20 protein-coding genes and 4 pseudogenes are annotated in these 19323 nt (G+C 48.1%); 8 read left to right on the forward strand and 16 right to left on the reverse strand.

Features of this window, described 5'->3' with window-relative positions; all coding sequences use genetic code 11:
* Positions 1-23: 23 nt before the first annotated feature.
* The gene (locus tag OGV69_RS14130) at positions 24-1133 is read right to left on the reverse strand and encodes a methyl-accepting chemotaxis protein (RefSeq protein WP_069324969.1); all 1110 of its coding nucleotides are present in this window, start codon (positions 1131-1133) and stop codon (positions 24-26) included.
* A gap of 713 nt (positions 1134-1846) precedes the next feature.
* Here OGV69_RS14130 and OGV69_RS14135 point away from each other — a divergent pair.
* Complete coding sequence (locus OGV69_RS14135) at positions 1847-3079, forward strand: sensor domain-containing diguanylate cyclase (protein ID WP_069324964.1); 1233 nt, start codon at positions 1847-1849, stop codon at positions 3077-3079.
* 12 nt (positions 3080-3091) lie between these two features.
* Here the strand turns inward: OGV69_RS14135 and smrA are convergent, their stop codons facing one another.
* Positions 3092-3655, reverse strand: coding sequence for a DNA endonuclease SmrA (smrA, locus tag OGV69_RS14140; RefSeq protein ID WP_038640833.1), 564 nt, complete (start codon positions 3653-3655; stop codon positions 3092-3094).
* 213 nt (positions 3656-3868) lie between these two features.
* Here smrA and ogt point away from each other — a divergent pair, with 213 nt between their 5' ends.
* From ogt to uspE, 3 genes are all read left to right on the forward strand, one after another.
* Entirely contained in the window at positions 3869-4384 is a 516-nt protein-coding gene (ogt, locus tag OGV69_RS14145; protein ID WP_038640835.1) for a methylated-DNA--[protein]-cysteine S-methyltransferase, read from the forward strand.
* Between the two features lie 194 nt (positions 4385-4578).
* The gene (gene fnr, locus OGV69_RS14150) at positions 4579-5331 is read left to right on the forward strand and encodes a fumarate/nitrate reduction transcriptional regulator Fnr (protein ID WP_003020397.1); all 753 of its coding nucleotides are present in this window, start codon (positions 4579-4581) and stop codon (positions 5329-5331) included.
* Positions 5332-5482: 151 nt separating this feature from the next.
* Complete coding sequence (gene uspE / locus OGV69_RS14155) at positions 5483-6433, forward strand: universal stress protein UspE (protein WP_038640838.1); 951 nt, start codon at positions 5483-5485, stop codon at positions 6431-6433.
* 47 nt (positions 6434-6480) lie between these two features.
* Here uspE and OGV69_RS14160 read toward each other — a convergent pair whose 3' ends face one another.
* Entirely contained in the window at positions 6481-6741 is a 261-nt protein-coding gene (locus OGV69_RS14160; protein WP_038640840.1) for a DUF2534 family protein, read from the reverse strand.
* A gap of 244 nt (positions 6742-6985) precedes the next feature.
* Between OGV69_RS14160 and OGV69_RS14165 the strand changes: the two genes are divergently transcribed.
* Positions 6986-8017 carry a mechanosensitive ion channel family protein gene (locus OGV69_RS14165; RefSeq protein ID WP_069324965.1) on the forward strand — a complete coding sequence of 344 codons (1032 nt, stop codon included), beginning with the start codon at positions 6986-6988 and terminating at the stop codon, positions 8015-8017.
* Between the two features lie 38 nt (positions 8018-8055).
* Here OGV69_RS14165 and OGV69_RS14170 read toward each other — a convergent pair.
* The 5 genes and pseudogenes from OGV69_RS14170 to OGV69_RS14190 form a co-directional block, all read right to left on the reverse strand.
* Positions 8056-9000: pseudogene (locus OGV69_RS14170) on the reverse strand (NAD(P)-dependent alcohol dehydrogenase); the annotation flags it as partial.
* A gap of 238 nt (positions 9001-9238) precedes the next feature.
* On the reverse strand, positions 9239-9628 hold the full coding sequence (locus OGV69_RS14175; protein WP_069325010.1) for a lysozyme inhibitor LprI family protein: 390 nt from the start codon (positions 9626-9628) through the stop codon (positions 9239-9241).
* Positions 9628-10383, reverse strand: coding sequence for a pesticin C-terminus-like muramidase (locus tag OGV69_RS14180; protein WP_077223946.1), 756 nt, complete (start codon positions 10381-10383; stop codon positions 9628-9630). Before OGV69_RS14180 ends, OGV69_RS14175 begins: the two co-directional genes overlap by 1 nt.
* A gap of 21 nt (positions 10384-10404) precedes the next feature.
* A complete protein-coding gene (locus OGV69_RS14185) occupies positions 10405-11895 on the reverse strand; it encodes a hypothetical protein (protein WP_069325009.1) in 1491 nt (496 codons plus the stop codon).
* Between the two features lie 113 nt (positions 11896-12008).
* Positions 12009-12408, reverse strand: a pseudogene (locus OGV69_RS14190) (recombinase family protein); the annotation flags it as partial.
* A 16-nt stretch (positions 12409-12424) separates the two neighbouring features.
* Between OGV69_RS14190 and OGV69_RS14195 the strand changes: the two are divergent.
* Positions 12425-12931: pseudogene (locus OGV69_RS14195) on the forward strand (Tn3 family transposase); the annotation flags it as partial.
* A gap of 97 nt (positions 12932-13028) precedes the next feature.
* On the opposite strand, the pseudogene OGV69_RS14200 reads toward OGV69_RS14195, so the two are convergent.
* The 3 genes and pseudogenes from OGV69_RS14200 to OGV69_RS14210 form a co-directional block, all read right to left on the reverse strand.
* Positions 13029-13142 (reverse strand): annotated as a pseudogene (locus OGV69_RS14200) (NAD(P)-dependent alcohol dehydrogenase); the annotation flags it as partial.
* Positions 13143-13171: 29 nt separating this feature from the next.
* A complete protein-coding gene (locus OGV69_RS14205; protein ID WP_255366012.1) occupies positions 13172-13852 on the reverse strand; it encodes a carboxymuconolactone decarboxylase family protein in 681 nt (226 codons plus the stop codon).
* Positions 13853-13972: 120 nt separating this feature from the next.
* Positions 13973-14356, reverse strand: a complete 384-nt coding sequence (locus OGV69_RS14210) for a VOC family protein (protein ID WP_069325006.1) — start codon at positions 14354-14356, stop codon at positions 13973-13975.
* Between the two features lie 117 nt (positions 14357-14473).
* Between OGV69_RS14210 and OGV69_RS14215 the strand changes: the two genes are divergently transcribed.
* Positions 14474-15244: a DeoR/GlpR family DNA-binding transcription regulator gene (locus OGV69_RS14215; RefSeq protein ID WP_069325005.1), complete on the forward strand. Its 771-nt coding sequence runs from the start codon at positions 14474-14476 to the stop codon at positions 15242-15244.
* A 26-nt stretch (positions 15245-15270) separates the two neighbouring features.
* On the opposite strand, the gene OGV69_RS14220 is transcribed toward OGV69_RS14215, so the two are convergent.
* Together OGV69_RS14220 and OGV69_RS14225 are read right to left on the reverse strand one after the other, a co-directional pair.
* Positions 15271-15540 (reverse strand): Rho-binding antiterminator, encoded by a 270-nt coding sequence (locus OGV69_RS14220; RefSeq protein WP_069325004.1) that lies wholly within the window; start codon positions 15538-15540, stop codon positions 15271-15273.
* 66 nt (positions 15541-15606) lie between these two features.
* The gene (locus tag OGV69_RS14225; protein WP_038640854.1) at positions 15607-15837 is read right to left on the reverse strand and encodes a glutaredoxin family protein; all 231 of its coding nucleotides are present in this window, start codon (positions 15835-15837) and stop codon (positions 15607-15609) included.
* A 116-nt stretch (positions 15838-15953) separates the two neighbouring features.
* Here OGV69_RS14225 and OGV69_RS14230 point away from each other — a divergent pair, with 116 nt between their 5' ends.
* A complete protein-coding gene (locus OGV69_RS14230) occupies positions 15954-16517 on the forward strand; it encodes a MarR family winged helix-turn-helix transcriptional regulator (RefSeq protein ID WP_069325003.1) in 564 nt (187 codons plus the stop codon).
* Positions 16518-16602: 85 nt separating this feature from the next.
* Here the strand turns inward: OGV69_RS14230 and OGV69_RS14235 are convergent, their stop codons facing one another.
* The 3 genes from OGV69_RS14235 to OGV69_RS14245 form a co-directional block, all read right to left on the reverse strand.
* The gene (locus tag OGV69_RS14235; RefSeq protein WP_038640858.1) at positions 16603-17472 is read right to left on the reverse strand and encodes an aldo/keto reductase; all 870 of its coding nucleotides are present in this window, start codon (positions 17470-17472) and stop codon (positions 16603-16605) included.
* Positions 17473-17877: 405 nt separating this feature from the next.
* A complete protein-coding gene (locus OGV69_RS14240) occupies positions 17878-18264 on the reverse strand; it encodes a hypothetical protein (RefSeq protein WP_218069357.1) in 387 nt (128 codons plus the stop codon).
* Positions 18264-19286, reverse strand: coding sequence for a hypothetical protein (locus OGV69_RS14245; RefSeq protein WP_218069356.1), 1023 nt, complete (start codon positions 19284-19286; stop codon positions 18264-18266). Before OGV69_RS14245 ends, OGV69_RS14240 begins: the two co-directional genes overlap by 1 nt.
* Positions 19287-19323 lie beyond the last annotated feature (37 nt).

The raw sequence follows: 19323 nt of genomic DNA on the forward strand, positions 1-19323 counted from the left end.
GACGCTTGTGGTGAGAGATCCTGTTATGCTCGCTGGCGTATTGCAGGCTCAAGAGTTTTACTTAAGCGAAATTGATGGGTTCGGGACTGGAGATCAATCACCTGGTTTTTCAGGATGCCCGAGGAATCAGAAAGCTCATCCACCATGGCGGCATTACTTTGGGTTACGTTCTCCAGTTCGGCCAGAGCATGAGTGATCCTGATAATCCCTTTCTCCTGCTCCTGGGTGGTCGTTAATATCTCGCCCATCAACTGGTTTAATTGTCCGGCGCCCCCGACGATATCCTGCATATTTTTTTCTGCTTCGCATACGATAGCTGCGCCTTGCTGAACATTTTGATGAGTTTGGGCAATCAGCTGTTTAATATTTTTAGCTGCATCTGCGCTGCGGTGCGCCAGCTTCCTTACTTCACCAGCCACAACGGAAAACCCTTTTCCATGCTCCCCGGCCCTCGCCGCTTCCACCGCTGCATTCAATGCCAGAATATTTGTCTGGAATGCGATACCATCTATCAGCGTAATAATTTCGGTCATCTGCTCCGCGCATTCGGTAATTGAACGCATATTTGCCGCTACCTGCACCATTAGTTCTCCTCCCTGTCGGGCGCACTGCGTAGCAATTGTCGCCTGGGCGCTGGCTATTAGCGTGTTATCAGCATTATTTCGCGTATTCACCGCGATCTCATCCATGTTGGCAGCCGTCTGCATTAATGTTCCGGATTGCTGTTCTGTTTTCACTGAAAGCTCAGCACTGCGTTCTGCAAGCTGCTCTGAGAGCGCCATCGCCGTTTGTGAGGATATCCTGATCTCATTCACAAGTGTTGAAATATTACTTGATAAGCTATTGATGCCTGGTATAAGTCTACCCGCGCAGTTATTACCAAATTCTGGAATGCTGATCGCCAGATTTCCGGACGTAACCTCTTCAATACTTCTTTTAACCGTATTAATCGGCATCACCAGATATTTGGTCATATACCACCACAGACATAATAGAGAAATGAAGCTTACCAAATTGCTGCCAATAATAACATCAATACCGGCTGCAAGTATTATCTCCACCACATTAAGAGCCACTGCTGTTATTACCAGAAATAAAACAATAAAAGTCCTGACGCTAATATTATTTAACATTTTAGCCCTGTTTACCAAGAAAATGAGGTGAATATTATTTTTTATAGCACCTGCCATGCAAATTGCCATTACCCTGATACGAAAGGCGAATATTCAATAAGAGTCAGCAGCCCTTTTACTTAAATCACAGAATGATGCTGATTATTTGTCTTAATCTGGTGGTTTGTTCTACCAAAAATGATTGCCAGGCTTGTTATCAGATTATTGTGATGGTGAGCACGCAGAGAATACAAAATGTACAGAATTATAATTAACATGAATGCTTATATAAGCATTACCGCATTAATATCAATATTTTTCTGTTCTAACTAATACACATTGTAAAAGCATGAGTACAGCAAGGTGGCGATCTCTGGCCGACGTTGATCTACCTTCTGGCGGCTATCTGGTGGCGCGACAGTGTGTATGGGGATCACCATTTTTGTTGATGATTCCAGCGCCATTCATTCAAATATATTGATGATTAAATCACGTCCAGCACTGACATTAAAAATTGAAAGTCTATTTGCCAAAGATTTTAGCGATAACAGTAAAAATACCAAAATAGTGTCTACTATTATTGGCATAGCCTGTAGCATGAACTGATAACAACATCAGACTAAAGCCAGTTGTACCCCCTTGTCTCACCGACAATCAATAACATTATGAGACGGTAATATAAAAACATTCGCCATTAAATGGGCAACACAGCAGATAAGATAACGGGATTATCGATGAGTATAACCGCGCTGCACTCACTGGACTTATTAACTCTTCCGGTGTGGATTGTTTCACCGCATACCGAAGAACTTGTGTTCGCTAATACCGTTGCACGGGAGCTAATGCAGGATTCCTGTTTTGCTACACTGCGAAAAGGCATATTCTCAACATATGCCCAAAATGATTTAACCATGTATCTCAGTGACTTGAAAAATCATCACCCTATTGTGGAAATTCTCACGGTTTATCGCAACGGTGAGGAAATCGCGATGGCCAGTCGCCTGTCCATTAAGTCGCTCCCGGATATGGGGGACATCATTATTTTTGAAGGCATTGAAACACCGACCGCGCAGGGATTGAAAGCCAGTCGTTCTGCGAACTATCAGCGAAACAAGCAGGGATTTTACGCGCGCTTCTTCCAGACCAATGCGGCGCCGATGTTACTTATCGATCCGTCCCGCGATGGTTTGATCGTCGATGCGAATCTCAGCGCACTGAATTTTTATGGTTACAGCCATGATGTGATGTGCCAGAAACATACATGGGAAATCAACATGTTGGGCCGTCATATCCTACCAGTGATGCATGAAATCGCCCATCTGCCCGGCGGTCATAAGCCATTGCATTTTGTTCATAAGCTTGCAGATGGCTCCTTACGTCACGTACAAACTTATGCCGGACCGATCGAAATCTACGGCAATAAGCTCATGCTGTGCATCATTCATGACATTACCGAACAAAAAAGGCTGGAGCAGGAACTCGAACAAGCGGCCCTGCGTGACGCCCTGACCGGATTACTGAACCGCCGACATTTTTATCAGGTAACCGAACCACAACAGACGCACGCGATGTCATTGACGCAGGACTACAGCCTGCTGTTAATCGACACCGATCGCTTTAAAAGCATTAACGATCTCTTCGGTCATTTAAGAGGTGACGATGTGCTTTGCGCTCTGGCGCGAACGCTGGAGTCCTGCGCGAGAAAGGACGACCTGATTTTTCGCTGGGGAGGTGAAGAGTTTGTACTCCTTCTGCCGCGAACCTCACTGGAGGTTGCCCTTAATCTCGCAGAAGTAATACGCGCGGCGGTGGCCAAGGTGACGCTTCCTGGCCTTCCCCGCTTTACCGTCAGCATTGGCGTTGCGCGGCACGAAACCAATGAAAGTATCGATGAGCTATTCAAACGCGTTGACGACGCGCTGTACAAAGCCAAAAACGAAGGGCGGAACCGGGTACTGGCCGCCTGATGTTTATGTCGGTCAGCGACTGCGCTTAGCGTGACGCTCCCAGTTCTCCTGTTTTGCCTGCGCGGTTTTACGTAATGCCACATAGCATGCTCCGCTGCCGCCGTGATGCGGCAGTGCGGCACAGTAGGCTTGTACATCTTCAAATTCCGTCAGCCAACGCGCTACATAGCTGCGAACAATGTTGGCATGAGAATTATCGTCGCGCCCCTTGCCGTGTATCACCAACACGTTACGCAACCCTTCTTGCTGCGCCTGCAGAATAAAACTGAAGAGCATCTGACGACAGGTTTCAACGGGCTGACGGACGAGATTGAGACTCGCCTGCTGCGGATATTTACCGGTTCGTAGTTTGTCAGTCACACCGTGCTGCAAACCTTCGCGGCGAAACTCCAATGGTACGCTCAACGGGACAATATCGAGAAAACCCGTTGAGAGAAAATTATCCAATTGCAGCGTATCAATACGAGCCGGAGCGCGGAGATTGCGTGTGGGCTGCCAGTGCACCTCGGTGCGGCTTTTCAGCGGTTGAACATCCCCCATCGCGTCAAGAAACAACGATGCGTCATCAAGGTTCATGTTTCATCCTCCAGCGTATTGCGACGGGTCTTATCATAACCGTGCACTATTATACCGACAACGGTTTACGATTATTTCCAATAATTCACCAGGTTCACGCAGTGGAAGCGATCTACTTCCAACAAACGGATATCCATTTTAGAGGTATAGCTGCGACGATAACTGGCGTGATAATGTGTCATCTTGCCTGTAATGTTGCAATGAGAGAAACGGATGCTGAACTTACTGGAAGATACCATCGCCACGCCGCTGGGCCCGCTGTGGATCATTTGTGATGAGCAATTTCGTCTGCGCGCGGTCGAATGGGATCAACACAGCGATCGTATGGTGCAGTTGCTGGACATTCATTACCGCGCTGAAGGTTATCAGCGTATCGCTGCCAAAAACCCTGGCGGATTGAGTGATAAGCTGGCTGAATATTTTGCCGGAAACCTTAGTATTATTGACACGCTGGAAACCGCCACCGCGGGTACCCCCTTCCAGCGTGAAGTCTGGCAAGCGTTACGTACCATTCCCTGTGGACAAGTCATGCATTATGGTCAACTGGCCGAACAACTGGGACGCCCTGGCGCTGCCAGAGCCGTCGGGGCGGCGAACGGGTCAAACCCGGTAAGTATTGTAGTGCCTTGTCATCGCGTCATTGGGCGTAACGGTACTATGACTGGATATGCCGGCGGTGTGCAGCGAAAAGAGTGGCTATTGCGTCATGAAGGCTATTTACTACTCTAGAATCCAGGCAATTAATGCCTTATTCATCACACTTCCACATAATACAGCCTTAAATAAAGTACGGTTAATCAGGTAGATACAAACATTCAACCCAGTTATGCCTGAATTATTCTCTATTGGGAGTAGCTCAGGCTTACGTGCTCACCAAAAAGATGTTAAAATTGACAAATATCAATTACGGCTTGAGCAGACCTATGATCCCGGAAAAGCGAATTATACGGCGCATTCAGTCTGGCGGTTGTGCTATCCATTGCCAGGATTGCAGCATCAGCCAGCTTTGCATCCCGTTCACACTTAACGAGCATGAGCTTGACCAGCTCGATAACATCATCGAGCGCAAAAAGCCTATCCAAAAGGGGCAGACGCTCTTTAAAGCAGGTGATGAACTTAAATCACTCTATGCTATCCGCTCCGGAACGATTAAAAGCTATACCATTACCGAGCAAGGCGATGAGCAAATCACCGGTTTCCATCTGGCAGGTGACCTGGTAGGTTTTGACGCGATTGGCAGCGGTCATCACCCGAGCTTTGCCCAGGCTCTGGAAACCTCAATGGTATGTGAGATTCCTTTCGAAACTCTGGATGACCTGTCCGGCAAAATGCCGAATCTGCGTCAACAGATGATGCGTCTGATGAGTGGCGAAATCAAAGGCGACCAGGACATGATCCTGCTGTTGTCGAAGAAAAACGCTGAAGAGCGCCTGGCGGCCTTTATTTACAATTTGTCCCGCCGCTTCGCCCAGCGTGGATTCTCGCCTCGTGAATTCCGTCTGACCATGACTCGTGGCGACATCGGTAACTACCTCGGTCTGACGGTTGAAACTATTAGCCGCCTGCTGGGGCGTTTCCAGAAAAGCGGTATGCTGGCGGTAAAAGGCAAATACATCACTATTGAGAATAGCGATGCGCTGGCAGTTCTTGCTGGCCACACGCGTAACGTTGCGTAATCGTTCTGCAAGTATCTCTGTTATCCTTCTGTCAAATCACTAAATTTTCCCGATTTATTGATCTGGCAGGAGGTTCTCCTCTGTTTCAATCCACATTATTGGGTTACTCTTTTAATTACAAACTGCGATGACAGTTGTAAGGAGACCCTGTATGGCTATGTATAAAAATATGCTGGTCGTCATCGACCCGAACCAGGACGATCAACCAGCATTACGGCGAGCTGTTTATTTGCATCAACGGATTGGTGGCAAAATTAAAGCCTTTTTGCCGATCTATGACTTTTCCTATGAGATGACTACCCTGCTGTCGCCCGATGAGCGTACGGCAATGCGTCAGGGTGTCATCAGCCAGCGAACAGCGTGGATTCGTGAACAAGCGAAATACTACATTGAAGCAGGGATCCCTATTGAGATCAAAGTGGTCTGGCACAACCGCCCCTTTGAAGCCATCATCCAGGAAGTCATCAGCGCCAGGCATGACCTGGTGCTAAAAATGGCGCACCAACACGACCGTCTGGAAGCCGTAATTTTCACCCCGACCGACTGGCATTTGTTGCGTAAATGCCCAAGCCCGGTGTGGATGGTTAAAGACCAGCCGTGGCCTGAAGGCGGTAAAGCGCTGGTTGCGGTGAACCTCGCCAGTGAAGAGGCCTATCACAACGCGCTTAATGAAAAGCTGGTCAAAGAAACGCTGCAACTGGCGGAACAGGTTAACCATACCGAAGTGCATCTGGTTGGCGCCTACCCTGTTACACCTATCAACATTGCGATTGAACTCCCTGAATTTGATCCCAGCGTATATAACGATGCGATTCGTGGACAGCATCTGCTGGCAATGAAGGCATTACGCCAGAAATTCAGTATCGATGAGAAAGTAACGCACGTTGAAAAAGGATTGCCTGAAGAGGTTATTCCTGATTTAGCCGAACACTTACAGGCGGGCATCGTGGTGCTGGGCACCGTCGGACGTACCGGTATCTCTGCCGCGTTCCTCGGTAATACTGCTGAGCAGGTTATCGATCATCTACGCTGTGACCTGCTGGTTATCAAGCCGGATCAGTATCAGACGCCAGTGGAACTGGATGACGACGAAGACGACTAACCGCACCATACAATGCCGGATGGATATTCATCCGGCATGATAAACATTTAGTGTTTCTCGTCGCCACCAAGAAAATAGATGCCCAGCGGAATGGCAAGCAGAATGGTAAACACCATGCTGTAGACACAAATCATTGCAGATTGAATGGCATACATTGAGGCGGTCCAGTCGGATAGCGGAATGTCATACTGTTCAATAACGCCGCCGATCGTCGCTCGCGTGACTACCGACGCTGCGATAATAAACACTCCAAGCAGGCACAACAAAAACTTTCGTCCCTTCGCTGTCTTCAGCTTAGCCATGATCATAGTACTGTCCTTTTGCAGATGAAAATCTTGTTACTTTGCGCTAACAATACCATGACATCAGCTTACTGTCTGCTACATAACGCCCCTTCATCAGTGACGCCTGCGTGATTGCGCTGAAAATAGCGCTGATTGCATTATTTCTCTCGCCCTTTGATTAATGATCTGAGCGCCAAAACTGCGTAAAATATCCGATGAGCGGGATGTCAGATGATATTTAGCAACCACGGAGCTGCCAGGAAGGATCATGATCGCTGAACTGTTTATGAATAATGCGTTTAATTTGACGGTAATTCTCAGTTGCTTTACCGCACTGGTGCTGATGAGCGTTTGGTTTCATCGTGGTGAAAGACGTTGCAAAGGGTTCATATTTCATGCGGCACAATTTTTCGTCTATGCCATTATCATTGGAACCTTCGGCAGTATTGCCAATAACGTGATCGAGAGTTACAACCTGAAATTTATCTCTCCCAGCGTAGTCGATTTCATCTGCACCTCGTTAATTGCGCTGATTCTGACAATCAAACTTTTTCTGGTGATTAATCAGTTTGAAAAGACGCAGATTAATAAAGGCAGAGATATTACCAGCGCGAGGATCCTGTCGCGGATCATTAAGATTACCATCGTGGTCGCCATCATTTTGCTGTATGGCGAACATTTCGGCATGAGCTTATCGGGTCTGCTAACCTTTGGCGGCATCGGTGGTATCGCTGTAGGTATGGCAGGTAAAGACATTCTGAGCAATTTTTTCTCCGGCATTATGCTCTATTTCGACAGACCGTTTAGCATCGGTGACTGGATCCGTTCCCCGGACCGTAATATTGAAGGCACAGTGACAGAAATTGGCTGGCGAATGACCAAAATAAACACCTTCGATCATCGCCCATTGTACGTCCCAAACTCGATTTTCTCCTCAATCAGCGTAGAAAATCCAGGGCGTATGACCAACAGAAGAATCAAAACGGTGATCGGATTACGATATGAAGATGCCGATAAAATTGGGGCAGTTGTCGAGGCGGTCAGACAAATGCTGCAAAATCATCCGGGGATAGACCAGAAACAAACTCTACTGGTCTATTTCAATGAATTTGCTGATTCATCGTTAAATATCATGGTGTACTGCTTCACGAAAACTACCGTATGGCAGGAATGGCTTGCGGTACAACAGGACGTTTATTTGAAAATTATTTCGATAGTCCAGACAAAAGGCGCCGACTTCGCCTTCCCCAGCCAGACGCTGTATATGGATAATCCTGAAGTATCGCCATCGAGACACTAACAAACGTAAAGACGCGGAAATCCGCGTCTTTTTTAGCGTTATTTCAGCGAGGCAATATCAATCACAAAGCGGTATTTCACATCGCTTTTCAACATCCGCTGCCAGGCGCTATTAATATCCTGAATATTGATCACTTCGACATCGGCTGTAATACCGTGCTGGCCGCAAAAATCTAACATTTCCTGCGTTTCTGCAATCCCGCCGATAACCGAACCCGCGACGGATTTCCGCCCGAGAATCAGTGGAATCGTATTCAGGAAAGGATCCAATGCGCCCAGATAGCCAACCAGCACCAGCGTACCGCTTAGCGCCAACGTTGGGATATAGGGATTCAGGTCGTGGACATACGGAACAGTATCAATAATCAGATCAAACTGATTACCGGCGGCCTTCATCTGCTCAGGGTCAGTGGAAAGCACAACGTGACTGGCACCCAGACGTCTGGCATCTGCTTCTTTATCTGGCGAACGCGTGAACAGCGTAACTTCAGCCCCCAATGCGTTAGCGAGTTTGATGGCCATATGCCCGAGGCCGCCCAACCCAACAACCGCGACTTTACTGCCCTCTCCAACCTGCCAGTGACGCAGCGGCGACCATGTGGTGATCCCGGCACAAAGCAGCGGCGCCGCGCCGCGTAAATCTATCCCTTCCGGGACCTTCACAACAAACTTTTCGGTAACGACAATCTTGTCGGAATAGCCCCCGAAGGTATGCAGGCCATCATGACGATCGATATCGTTATACGTGAGCGTGTTACCTTCTTCGCAATATTGCTCTAGCCCCTGTTCGCAGGCGCTACAGTGCTGGCATGAGTCAACCATGCAGCCAACCCCGGCGAGATCGCCTACGGCAAATTTGGTCACCGACTTCCCGACATGCACCACACGTCCAATGATTTCGTGTCCCGGCACCATCGGATACTTAGCCCCGCCCCAGTCATTATAGGCATTGTGGATATCTGAGTGACAAACACCGCTGTATAAGGGGTCCGCTTGGAAAACAGAAAATATCCTACGCTAAGGATGTTTTTTAGACAGAATGAAGCGCTATGCCTGTGAAGCACTCCGCTAAAGGCCAACAGGTATCACGAGGTTCCAAAATTTTGGCCCAATGGGAGCGAAGCTGCAAAATGCGACGTTATACAAAACGAGCGGGATATGGAAGTTAAAGGCGTAAAAAAAAGGATCTCAAGAAGATCCTTTTAAATTTTATTTCCATACCTTATATGTTGCCAGAAAGCTCAGCCAACTCTTTTCCTCTGGTTTCTGACATTTTTGCAACACACTCATTGAAGGTCGTTTGATATGCCGAGCTTTTGTTATCTATCTGGAATGAGTATAACTTACAATTAGAATCCCTAAATTTAATCCAATCCCTCTGGGAAGTTTTAATGTTGTTTACGAACTCCTGCTTTAAAGATTCATCATTCACATATGCAGAATTAACTTTAGATAGCAACATCAAATATTGCTCATTCAAATATTTATCGGCTGAATTCTTTTTACTTTCCGAGCACAAAGCAACCTGATCAGATGTTGTTATATTGCGACAAACATCTGCACTATGTGAAAATGACGAATACAGTAAAATAATAGCTAAGGCTCGTTTCATTATCTACCCTCCAAATAATCAACTCTATGTCTACCTGGTTCGTATTGTGAAATTGCAGGTGTGTTTTGTATGTAATCAATTAACTCTTGTTTACTATCATTTGAACCGGCAAGCATAGGCTTAGGTCCTTTGGTAAACCCCTGATAAACGAAGTCAACCAACACTTCTTGGATAGATGTATCCAAGCTTTCCCATTGCTTCGCACTGGAAACGCCATTAGTCCACTTTTTATAATTAGCAATAGCCCGCTCAACATATTTAGCATAAATAATAGAAAAGAGCGACTCTTGCTGCTGCAATGTTATCTCTCCTATATCTTTCTTATGAGCACTTACATAATCACGAGCAGCAACTCCTTTAAGTCCTGCGCATCTTGATATTTTAACAGCCTGCCTGTCAGGTATTCCTGATGCAATCATATCATTATATACATCTCTCTCAGTGCGATCCCCCATATCATAACCACGGCCAAGAGTTACGCCTGAAAGATCATTTCCAGGCCAGTGAATAAGCCGGCTATAATATATAGATGATGAAATATCATTTCCTTCAGCGTTGTAAGTCAACTTACCTTCTAAAGTTTTAACTTGAGATTTAATAGCATCGAGAAAAACCAGCGGATGCATATGCCATGGATTTTCCACCATCCCTGCCACACGGTACATCCAGCGGATGTCCGTCAGGAACTTCATGCTGTAGGCATACCACTCCGGCGCATCTCTTTTCAGCTGTGGCGTAAAGAACGCTTTCCACACCGGAGTTTCCGACGAGTAGTATCAGTCGCTGGGGTGCTTTACGCACAGCCGGTACAGGTGGTCACGCATTGACGGGTTCTGCACCGCACGCCGGTATTGTTCCGGGTTATAGCGGGGGGATTTCGCGTCGTCAATCCTGTCCAGCAACTGCTGATAGTTAAATGCTACCGCCATGCTGTAGGGTTTCCCGTCATTATCAGCCACGCTGAAAAACCGTTCAAAAATCGTCTTCACCAGCCCTTTCGGCTGCGTCTTCCCGTCGAGATGGTCAAAGCTCACCGGGCTGTCTTCTGTCGTCTCAAAACCCCGCCCAGCCAGGTCATACCGGGACAGCAGCTGCACATCCGACTCTGCCAGCAGCCCGCGCGACGAACCACCTGGCCAGTAGCGTTTACCTTCTTTGTCCGTCACCGCCTGACCGGACAGCGCCATTACCGTTTCGGTCTGCGTTGTTATCAGTCCCTTTTCTATTTCCCCGCCGCTGAATTGCAGGTACACCGGAATGTCCTTCGGGCAGCGGGCAAAGGCGGGCGTGTCACGCCCCGTGCCTTCCGGGTTGCTCAGAAAGTGCGGCAGGTCGTCCATCGTCAGACATTCGATATGCACCTGATAGCGTTTTTCGTGCCCGTCTTCACTGGGTACCTGAAAATACCCCAGATGCCCCACCGGGTCCCCGGCCTTAATCGGGTAAGGGGTCGGGCACACCACCGTATCAAACTGCACAGTTTCGCGCGACGGCGGCAGGAACGGGGACCACCACGCCGGACGGATGGCGCTGTCACGGGCCGGAACCAGATTCCCCCTGTCACACACCGTCCACACCCTGTCACCAGCTTTCAGGTTCATGCTGCCCGTAACCGGCTCTTCCAGTGTGACGTACGCATACTGCCGCCCGTTGTTCCCGGTCATCGTGTCGGTGCTGACAGTCCTGTCCCATGTCACCCGCGTGCCGGGCGGCAAATCTGCCGCCACCCACTGCCGGGACGCGTCCACATACGCATTCAGGTGCTGACCATCTGCCACTTTGAACGCCGCGCTGTCCTGCTCCGGGTAGGCCAGCCAGGGCGCAAGGTGCATATACAGAGTGTAAAAGGTCAGCCCGCTCTCTGCCATTTTCCCCGGCTGAACACGGTGCCGGACCAGCACAAAAGACCCGGAGTAGCGTAAATCCCCCCAGTACCATGGCACGCTGAGGTAATCCCGGTTAATCCGGTACGCCACCACCTCACCGTCTGCCATGCAGCGCACGGCCTGCTCCCCCTTAAACGGCACTGGAAAATCCACCGCCTCATTCATCGCCTGACCGCTGAGTGCACACCACGGCGTGGTGGTGTCGGTGATGTGAATACCACCGTGCCACATACCATTACGGCCTATCAGCCAGTGCCCGGTAGCTTCACCTTCCAGATGCGCCAGCATCTCTTCCAGGTTACTGAACTCCCCGCCCCGGTTATTTTTCGGCACCGGCCAGCCGATGGCCGGGAGCTGCGGGCCGTTTTCCGGCTTCGGCATACTAAATCCTTTTTGTTTATCGGGTTAAATGCGGGGCTATCATACACCTGCGGACATTTTATCGCCGTTTCCGAAAGGGAACACAAAAGTAAAATTTTGTAAGATGCAGCGCTCTAATTCTCTGAACCGGCTGCTTTTACCCTGAGAATAGTCTGTCGGGTGGTGCTGAATTCACGGGCCACAGCACTCACAGTCATCCCCATGTTGAGACGTTCCAGGACTAATTGCTTCTGTTCATCATTCAGTGCGGAGGGGCGTCCAAAGCGTTTCCCTGATGCTTTTGCCCGCGCAATACCAGAGTATTGTGCGCTCAATGAGTAGATCACGCTCAAATTCTGCCACTGCCGAGATCACCTGCATGGTCATTTTCCCGGCAGGGCTGGTGAGGTCCACACCACCCAGTGCGCGACAGTGAACCCGAATTTCAGAGCCCGCCAGCAGTTCAACTGTCTTTCTGATGTACATTGCATTACGTCCGAGACGATCAAGTTTGGTGACAATCAACACATCGCCCTTTCCATGCAGTCAAGCATATTACGAATTTTGCGTACTGAATGAGCTGAAGGGAACTTTACGTTCAGCTGACATCTGTGTGAAAGGATCACGTCGCTACAGGAATTTCGATGATTATCTGATCCCGTCTTGCGATTTTGAAAAATCACTCCGGGATAACCAGTTACCCCTCGCTATTCCAACCGATTGCTATGATTACATCGGGAGCCGTATAACGCTTCTGGCATCGCGCCTGGAGGAAGTGAATGCGATGGCGCTGGCCGGAGATTTGCCCGATGTTGATATATCGGATAAAGGCGTCAAAATTACCCCGCTGGATAACAGTGTTCCTTCCGCAGCATCCCCTTTTGGCGATCTGGTTTATGGCATGCTGCCTCACCCTTAACTTACTGAAATGCTGTATGAAGTGGATGGCTGGATGGGTTTTACCCGACATTTCACACACCTCAAAAATAATCACGTCAGACCTAAAGACAGAAAGCTGTTACTGATCACCATGCTGGCTGATGGCATCAACCTTGGGCGATGGAACAACGTCATCGTCTGATGGGCAGAGATTCTCTGAAGCGAAAAGGGATCCCACAAAATGAGCAACTGATTTCTCATCTGTCCTCGCTGGGATGGAAGATATCGATAACCACGTCATCTTCGCGCGGATCGCGACGAACAAAGCTGTGTGGAACCAGATCTTCTTTCACCGCCAGAGCGGCATAACCCTTCACGTTCATGACCATTAAGATTTCCTCAGGGATTAGGTATTACCTTAACCGCAACATTCATCAACAAACGCGCGGGCATTAGTTGCTATCTCACTACCACAATGCTGTTCGAGTATTGAAATAAATTCAATGAGTTGGTCAGTGGTAATGCCGATATTCAGACAGATAGCAAAATGGCTCTTCAGTTGACTGTCCACACCGCCTAATACCGCTAACGCAGAAATCGTCGCCAGCTCCCGCATCTTCCAGTTGAGGACATCACGCTGAAAAATATCGCCAAATAAATGTGCCTTTAGCCAGACATCAATGGCAGGCGCAAAATCGAACAGCGGCCCACTGACCGGATGTCCGACGAGCTGGGTCTGGGTGCAACTCCCCGCCAGGAAACTGTCCCAGCCCTCCGTCGGCGGCGTGGCCGGATTTCCCTCTGGGTCGGTAATTCCTCTTTCTCTACGGTTTTTAACCACGGACATTAAACAAGCAAGTCCGTTCAGGCTGCGGGGGAAACCGCAGTAAGCATAGAGCTGTTGCAGAATTTCCTTCGCTTCATTGAGGGTGAGTCCCGCATCCAGCCCGGCATTTAATGCTGCATCCAGTTTTTCACTCTGACCTGTAGCGGTGAACGCGGCAATAGGTATGATTGCCTGCTGTCTGGCATCCAGTTGATGTTGCATGTTTGATTCTCCAAAATAACGCCAGCGTACTGCCGGTGGGTACTGAAACAGTAAAATTATAGAGACCCAACGCACCGATGATTAGAGGGTTAATTTAGAACGAACCTATGAAAAATATTCATCAATAATCAGCCACCGATGCCATTTATCAGCTGGGAAATTTGTACAGCTTTAGGCGACAATCTCAATGAAATTACCATCAGGATCTCGTATTACCGCTTCGTAATAGCCATCACCGGTAGTTCGTGGAGCAGAAGTTAAAAGCCCCTGTTCCTGAGCGCGTTTCGCGATGGCATCAACTTTTGCCGCGCAGCCGACAGAGAGTGCAAGGTGCACCCATCCGCAGGTGTTATTGTCTGGCTGCCATCTTGTCAGGCCCGGTTTGGTCATTATTTCAATCGCAATCTCATCACCAATACGAACAAAATAAGATTCAAATCCAGGGTTGGTTTTACTGCAGTATTTTTCGTTAATCTTGCCGTCAAAGAACGTGACCCAGAAACGCGCTTGCTGCTCGAGATCCTGTGTCCATAAAGCCATATGCGCAATCTTCATCGCGAACCTCTTCTCGTTGTATTCCGAACAGTATGTTCTCAAGAATGTTGACATCGTTAATCATAATGCACGATCATGCGTGATTCTGCTGGATATTTTTATTTAACTGGAGTATTTATGCTCGATTATGCTGCTTTCCCGGAACAGCGCCAGGCGCTTATCTATCAGATCTTGCAGGAAAACGGCAGAGTCATTTGTTCCGAGCTCGCCAGTCGGTTAGGCGTTTCTGAACATACGATCCGCCGCGACCTGCATGAGCTGAGTAAAGATGGCGTGTGTAAAAAGGTTTATGGCGGCGCGGTCATTACCCTTCCTGAATCCGAAGACATCGCCGTACGCAAGAGCATTAATGTGGCGAAAAAAAACAGTATCGCGCAGAGGTGCGCCCGGTTGGTCAAATCCGGAAGCTGCATTTTTATCGACACGGGCAGCACAAATTTAGCGATGGCTGAAGCTCTGCCCGCCGAACTGGCATTAACCGTAGTGACCAACTCACCAGAGATTGCCGCCGTTTTGCTGGAAAAACCGCTGTTTGAGGTCATCATGTTGGGCGGCGCGGTGCAGAGATCCTCGGGAGGATGTGTGGGGTCCACCGCTACCGCACAAGTGCAGAACATCTTATTCGATCAGGGTTTTATTGGCGGCTGCGCGATGTCGCCAGAATCCGGCTTAACCGGATTTGATTATGCGGATTGCGAGTTCAAAAAGGCGGTAATAAAACAGTGCGATGAAACTATCGTCGCACTGACGGCGGAAAAGATCCCGGCCGTCGCCCGTTATGTCGTCACCGAAAGCAGCAATATTGATGTGATTGTCGTGGAGGAAAATATCAGCAAAGAGTATGCCACGGCTTTCCAGGCGCATGACATTCGTATTTATACCGTATAGCAGCAGCGAATTTGTTGCGTCGTTACTCAACGAAAACCCACGACGCTAAACGTCGCCCCGGCCGTCAGCGTCGCGATCGCAGACAAACGATCCAGACGAATTTTTTGTTGGTTGTCATGGCATTCCACCAGCAGAAATTCTTCTTTATCTCTGGTGGTGCAGGTGGTCAACGCTCTGGCATTCATACACGTGCCATCGGTTAGCTCAATACGCAACCAATAATGGTACAGGCAGGCGACCTCCAGATAATCATGAAGATCGCAATCTATCGGATGGTATTTTCCCGTCGCATTCATAACGTCCCTTCCTTACAGCTCCGTATGTTCGGGAAATTGCTTATGCCACTTCCCGAACGCACCGGGTTATTTCAGCGCTTCAATGGGGGCGCCAAAATTGATATGCAGCACATTGCCGTCGATCACCAGCGCCGGAACGGACTTCACGCCAGCCAGTTCGGCTTCCGCAACCCGGCCAGGTTGTTCTCCCAGATGAATAACATCGACTTCAACATCAGAGGACAGATGCTGAAGCAGCGCTTGTTCTGCGGAAACGCAAACCGGGCAACCGGCATGATAAAAACGGGCTTTCGTCATGATGGATCTCCTTTTAAATTATAGTATCGATTCGATACTATAATTTATGCTACGCCACTTTTATGCTTTGTCAATATAGTTTTTAATCGATACTATATGTCGAGGAGGAAGTTGTTATGCACGACATGTCACTTTTCGATGTCCTGGACAGGCTTTCCAGCCTGACACGGATGTGGTTTCGCCAACATCCATTACTGGCGGATCTGCAGCCGGTACAACTCAGCGCGTTAATGTATCTGGCCCGTTGCAACCGTTATTCCAATACGCCGCTTGGCGTAACGGACTACCTCGGTCTCACCAAAGGCACCGTATCGCAATCGCTGAAGCTCCTGGAAAGCAAAGGACTGATTGTTCGCAAGCAGGATGCCCGCGATAAACGCAGCGTACATTTACAGTTAACTGAATCAGCCGGTACGTTACTGGATGCCCTGCTCCCGCCGACGTTTTTAGTGGCGGGTGAAACGGCGATGGGTGAACGCGCGACGGTACTTAAAGAGCTACTATTTGAACTGTTACGTGGGATCCAGCGGACCAACAATGTGCCTGGCTTTGGTCTTTGCCATAGCTGTCTATTCCACCAAAAAACGGGTGGACAGGGATTTTGTAATCTGACGAAAGAGGTGTTAAGTGAAGAGGATTCGTTGCTGATTTGCCGTGAACACCAGCCCCCGGAAACCTAAAATGGCTGGCGGAAAATCACACCAGCCATTTTAACGCAGGCAAAAAAGTTGTCCGTTTTACGAGCTCGCGACGTTTTCAACACGGTCAGTCGTGGATTTTAACGCCAAGGCAGCCGCGAACGAATTCAGGATTAAAATGCTTCACCGCCTCACCCACATAGCCTAGATCCAGCGCGCTGATTTGCGCCATTTCACTATCCGTGAGTGAGAAATCCCAGATGGCAAAATTCTCTGCAATACGCTCCTGCCGGGTGGATTTAGGAATCACCGTCACGCCGCGCTGCACGTTCCAGCGCAGAACAACCTGAGCAACGGTTTTTTTGTGGGTATCCGCAATTCCCTGAAGCATTTCATCTTCATATGGTTTATGCCTCCCACCGCCTAACGGCGCCCAGGCTTCAGGCTGAACGTTGTAGCGCTTCATCGTTTCAATGGCTACAGGTTGCGCAAAGTAAGGATGCAATTCGACCTGGTTCACCATCGGCTGAATTCTGACGGTTTCACAGAAGTTAGCTAACACATGCGCATAGAAGTTGGAGACGCCAATGGCCTTCAGTTTACCGGCTTCATAAGCCTCTTCCAGAGCGCGCCAGGCGCTGAAATAATCGCCCATGGCCTGATGCAATAAATAAAGATCAAAATATTCCAGGCCCGATTTTTTCAGCGACGCCTCAATACCGGCTTTAGCCATATCGTAGTTGGCCATATCCTGGACCCACAGCTTAGAAGTGATAAATAACTCCTCGCGGGTACACAGACCTTCGGCAATGGCTGCACGAACCGCCTCACCCACGGCATCTTCATTGCTGTATACGGCTGCGGTATCGATGAGGCGGTAACCGGTGCGAATAGCGCTTAGAACTGACTGCTTACACTCTTCCTTATCGGTGACCTTAAAAACGCCAAAACCAACCATCGGCATTCTGCAGTTGTTACTTAGTACTGAGTATTCCACGGCCAAGCCCCTGTCATGTTAAAACACTATTTTAGGCCAGAAACCCCGCCGTGATTACCCAGTCATCTCTGATTTGACCTATGCATGGCATTCATTAATACAGATGAGGTTGTTCTGTTAAAGAAGAGGGTAAGAAAGGATAAAGGCTGCGATATCAGCCTTTATGAACGCATCAGGACAGTCCTGCTCTACGGAACCAACATGGCATATGAACCTAATTCATGGTTCCGGACATAGCCCCTTCTGGTCGACACTATAAACTCTGAGTAATGTTGTAGTCTGCATAACAGACTACAACATTCAGATGAGATCAAACTAATGATGCCACCTTAATGGTGGCACCTGATCTGTAATACGTAACCAACAGCCATCGTCTGTATCCGTTTAAAGGATCCAGATGATGGTTTACTGATTAAATCTTTCTTTAATGTGATTATCGCTTTTAACAAAAAAGTAGCACATCCCCATTACAACAAATATGAAACCGGAGCCGACGACCCAGTAACCGGGACCAAAGGCCTGGGGGTTCAGTATCATGTATATCAGGGATCCAATAGAGCAAAGCAAGACACCGGTGCGTAAAACCCATTGGATAAGTTTTGTCTGTTCATCCTTCAGTAGATGCTGGGCAAACAACATAACAACCATAATAGCCGGAAATAATATCAAACTGACATCAAGATGCAGCATGCGGAATGCAAAACCATACTCCCCTAGTGGCACAGGGTTAGCTGAGTTATAAAGATCGGCTCGATACTCTTCCAGGAACCCCATACCTGCTACGGTAATCACTATGCTACACCATGTAAGGAAGATCCCATAAGAGTGTACTTGCTGGATTTGTTTAGTTTGACGCCATTTTTCCCTTTTCCGAAAAGTATTGCGCCAATCAGAAGTAAACCGCCGCATAAAATAAAGGTACCGATTGTGAAATCACCTAAATCAATACCAGCCACACTATGGCCTCTGGGTTCAAAGAATCCTTTTTCTGTAAATATATGAGGGATCTGTAAATGAGAACCACCGAAACCTGATACCACTAAAATAATAACAACAGCAACCAGCCCAAAAATAACCAGCCATTCACCAGTTGCTTTTATCTTTGCAGCATATCCGGATAAATATCTCCCGTATCTCCAGGTCACTGCCGACAGTATAAGACCAATGACAGCCACTACCATCATGTCAGAGTGAGAGCGTAGTAAATTGTCCTGCCATTCCGGTAGGGTATAACCAATCTTACCAGCATACCAACCTAATATTCCCAGCCAATCGCCAAAATCAAGAATGAACCCGGCTAAATCGCCAACCAGTGCGGCAATGACAGCTGTGCAGGATGCGGCTATAACCAGATAATATGTTCGTGATGACTTTAATTCTTTATTTTTTGACAGAATAAGTCCTGATAACATTGTTATCAGTATCACATCAAGCGATAAAAAAGAAAGAATTTGGTACCACAATGCAAGCTTGCTGTATTCCATAGAACGATTGATCGCACCACCACTTACACCAATTAAAATTGTGGCGATTGTGCAATAGAAAATAATTTTTTTGAATTTTCCGTCAAGACCATAAATCTGACTAACCAGTAGAGCAGTCAGACCAGCAAGACCTACAGACAAGCCATGAAAATACATTATTCTTGAGTAATCTACGGGAGTTACTCTGTCCACAAAAATAGAAAAAGGATTTGAAATAAAAACACTGCATACTGCATAAATGACCAGAATGATGAGTAGCCATTTGATTACCTGTGGCCAGCTATGTTTCCCCAGACCTGGTTCAGGTTCATAGTCCGTTGGTTTTATCATGTATGTTATCTCTGTTATGGCTTTTGCTGAGATTTTT

This window comes from Citrobacter sp. Cc139 (genome assembly GCF_030334645.1).
GTDB classification, from domain to species: domain Bacteria; phylum Pseudomonadota; class Gammaproteobacteria; order Enterobacterales; family Enterobacteriaceae; genus Citrobacter; species Citrobacter werkmanii.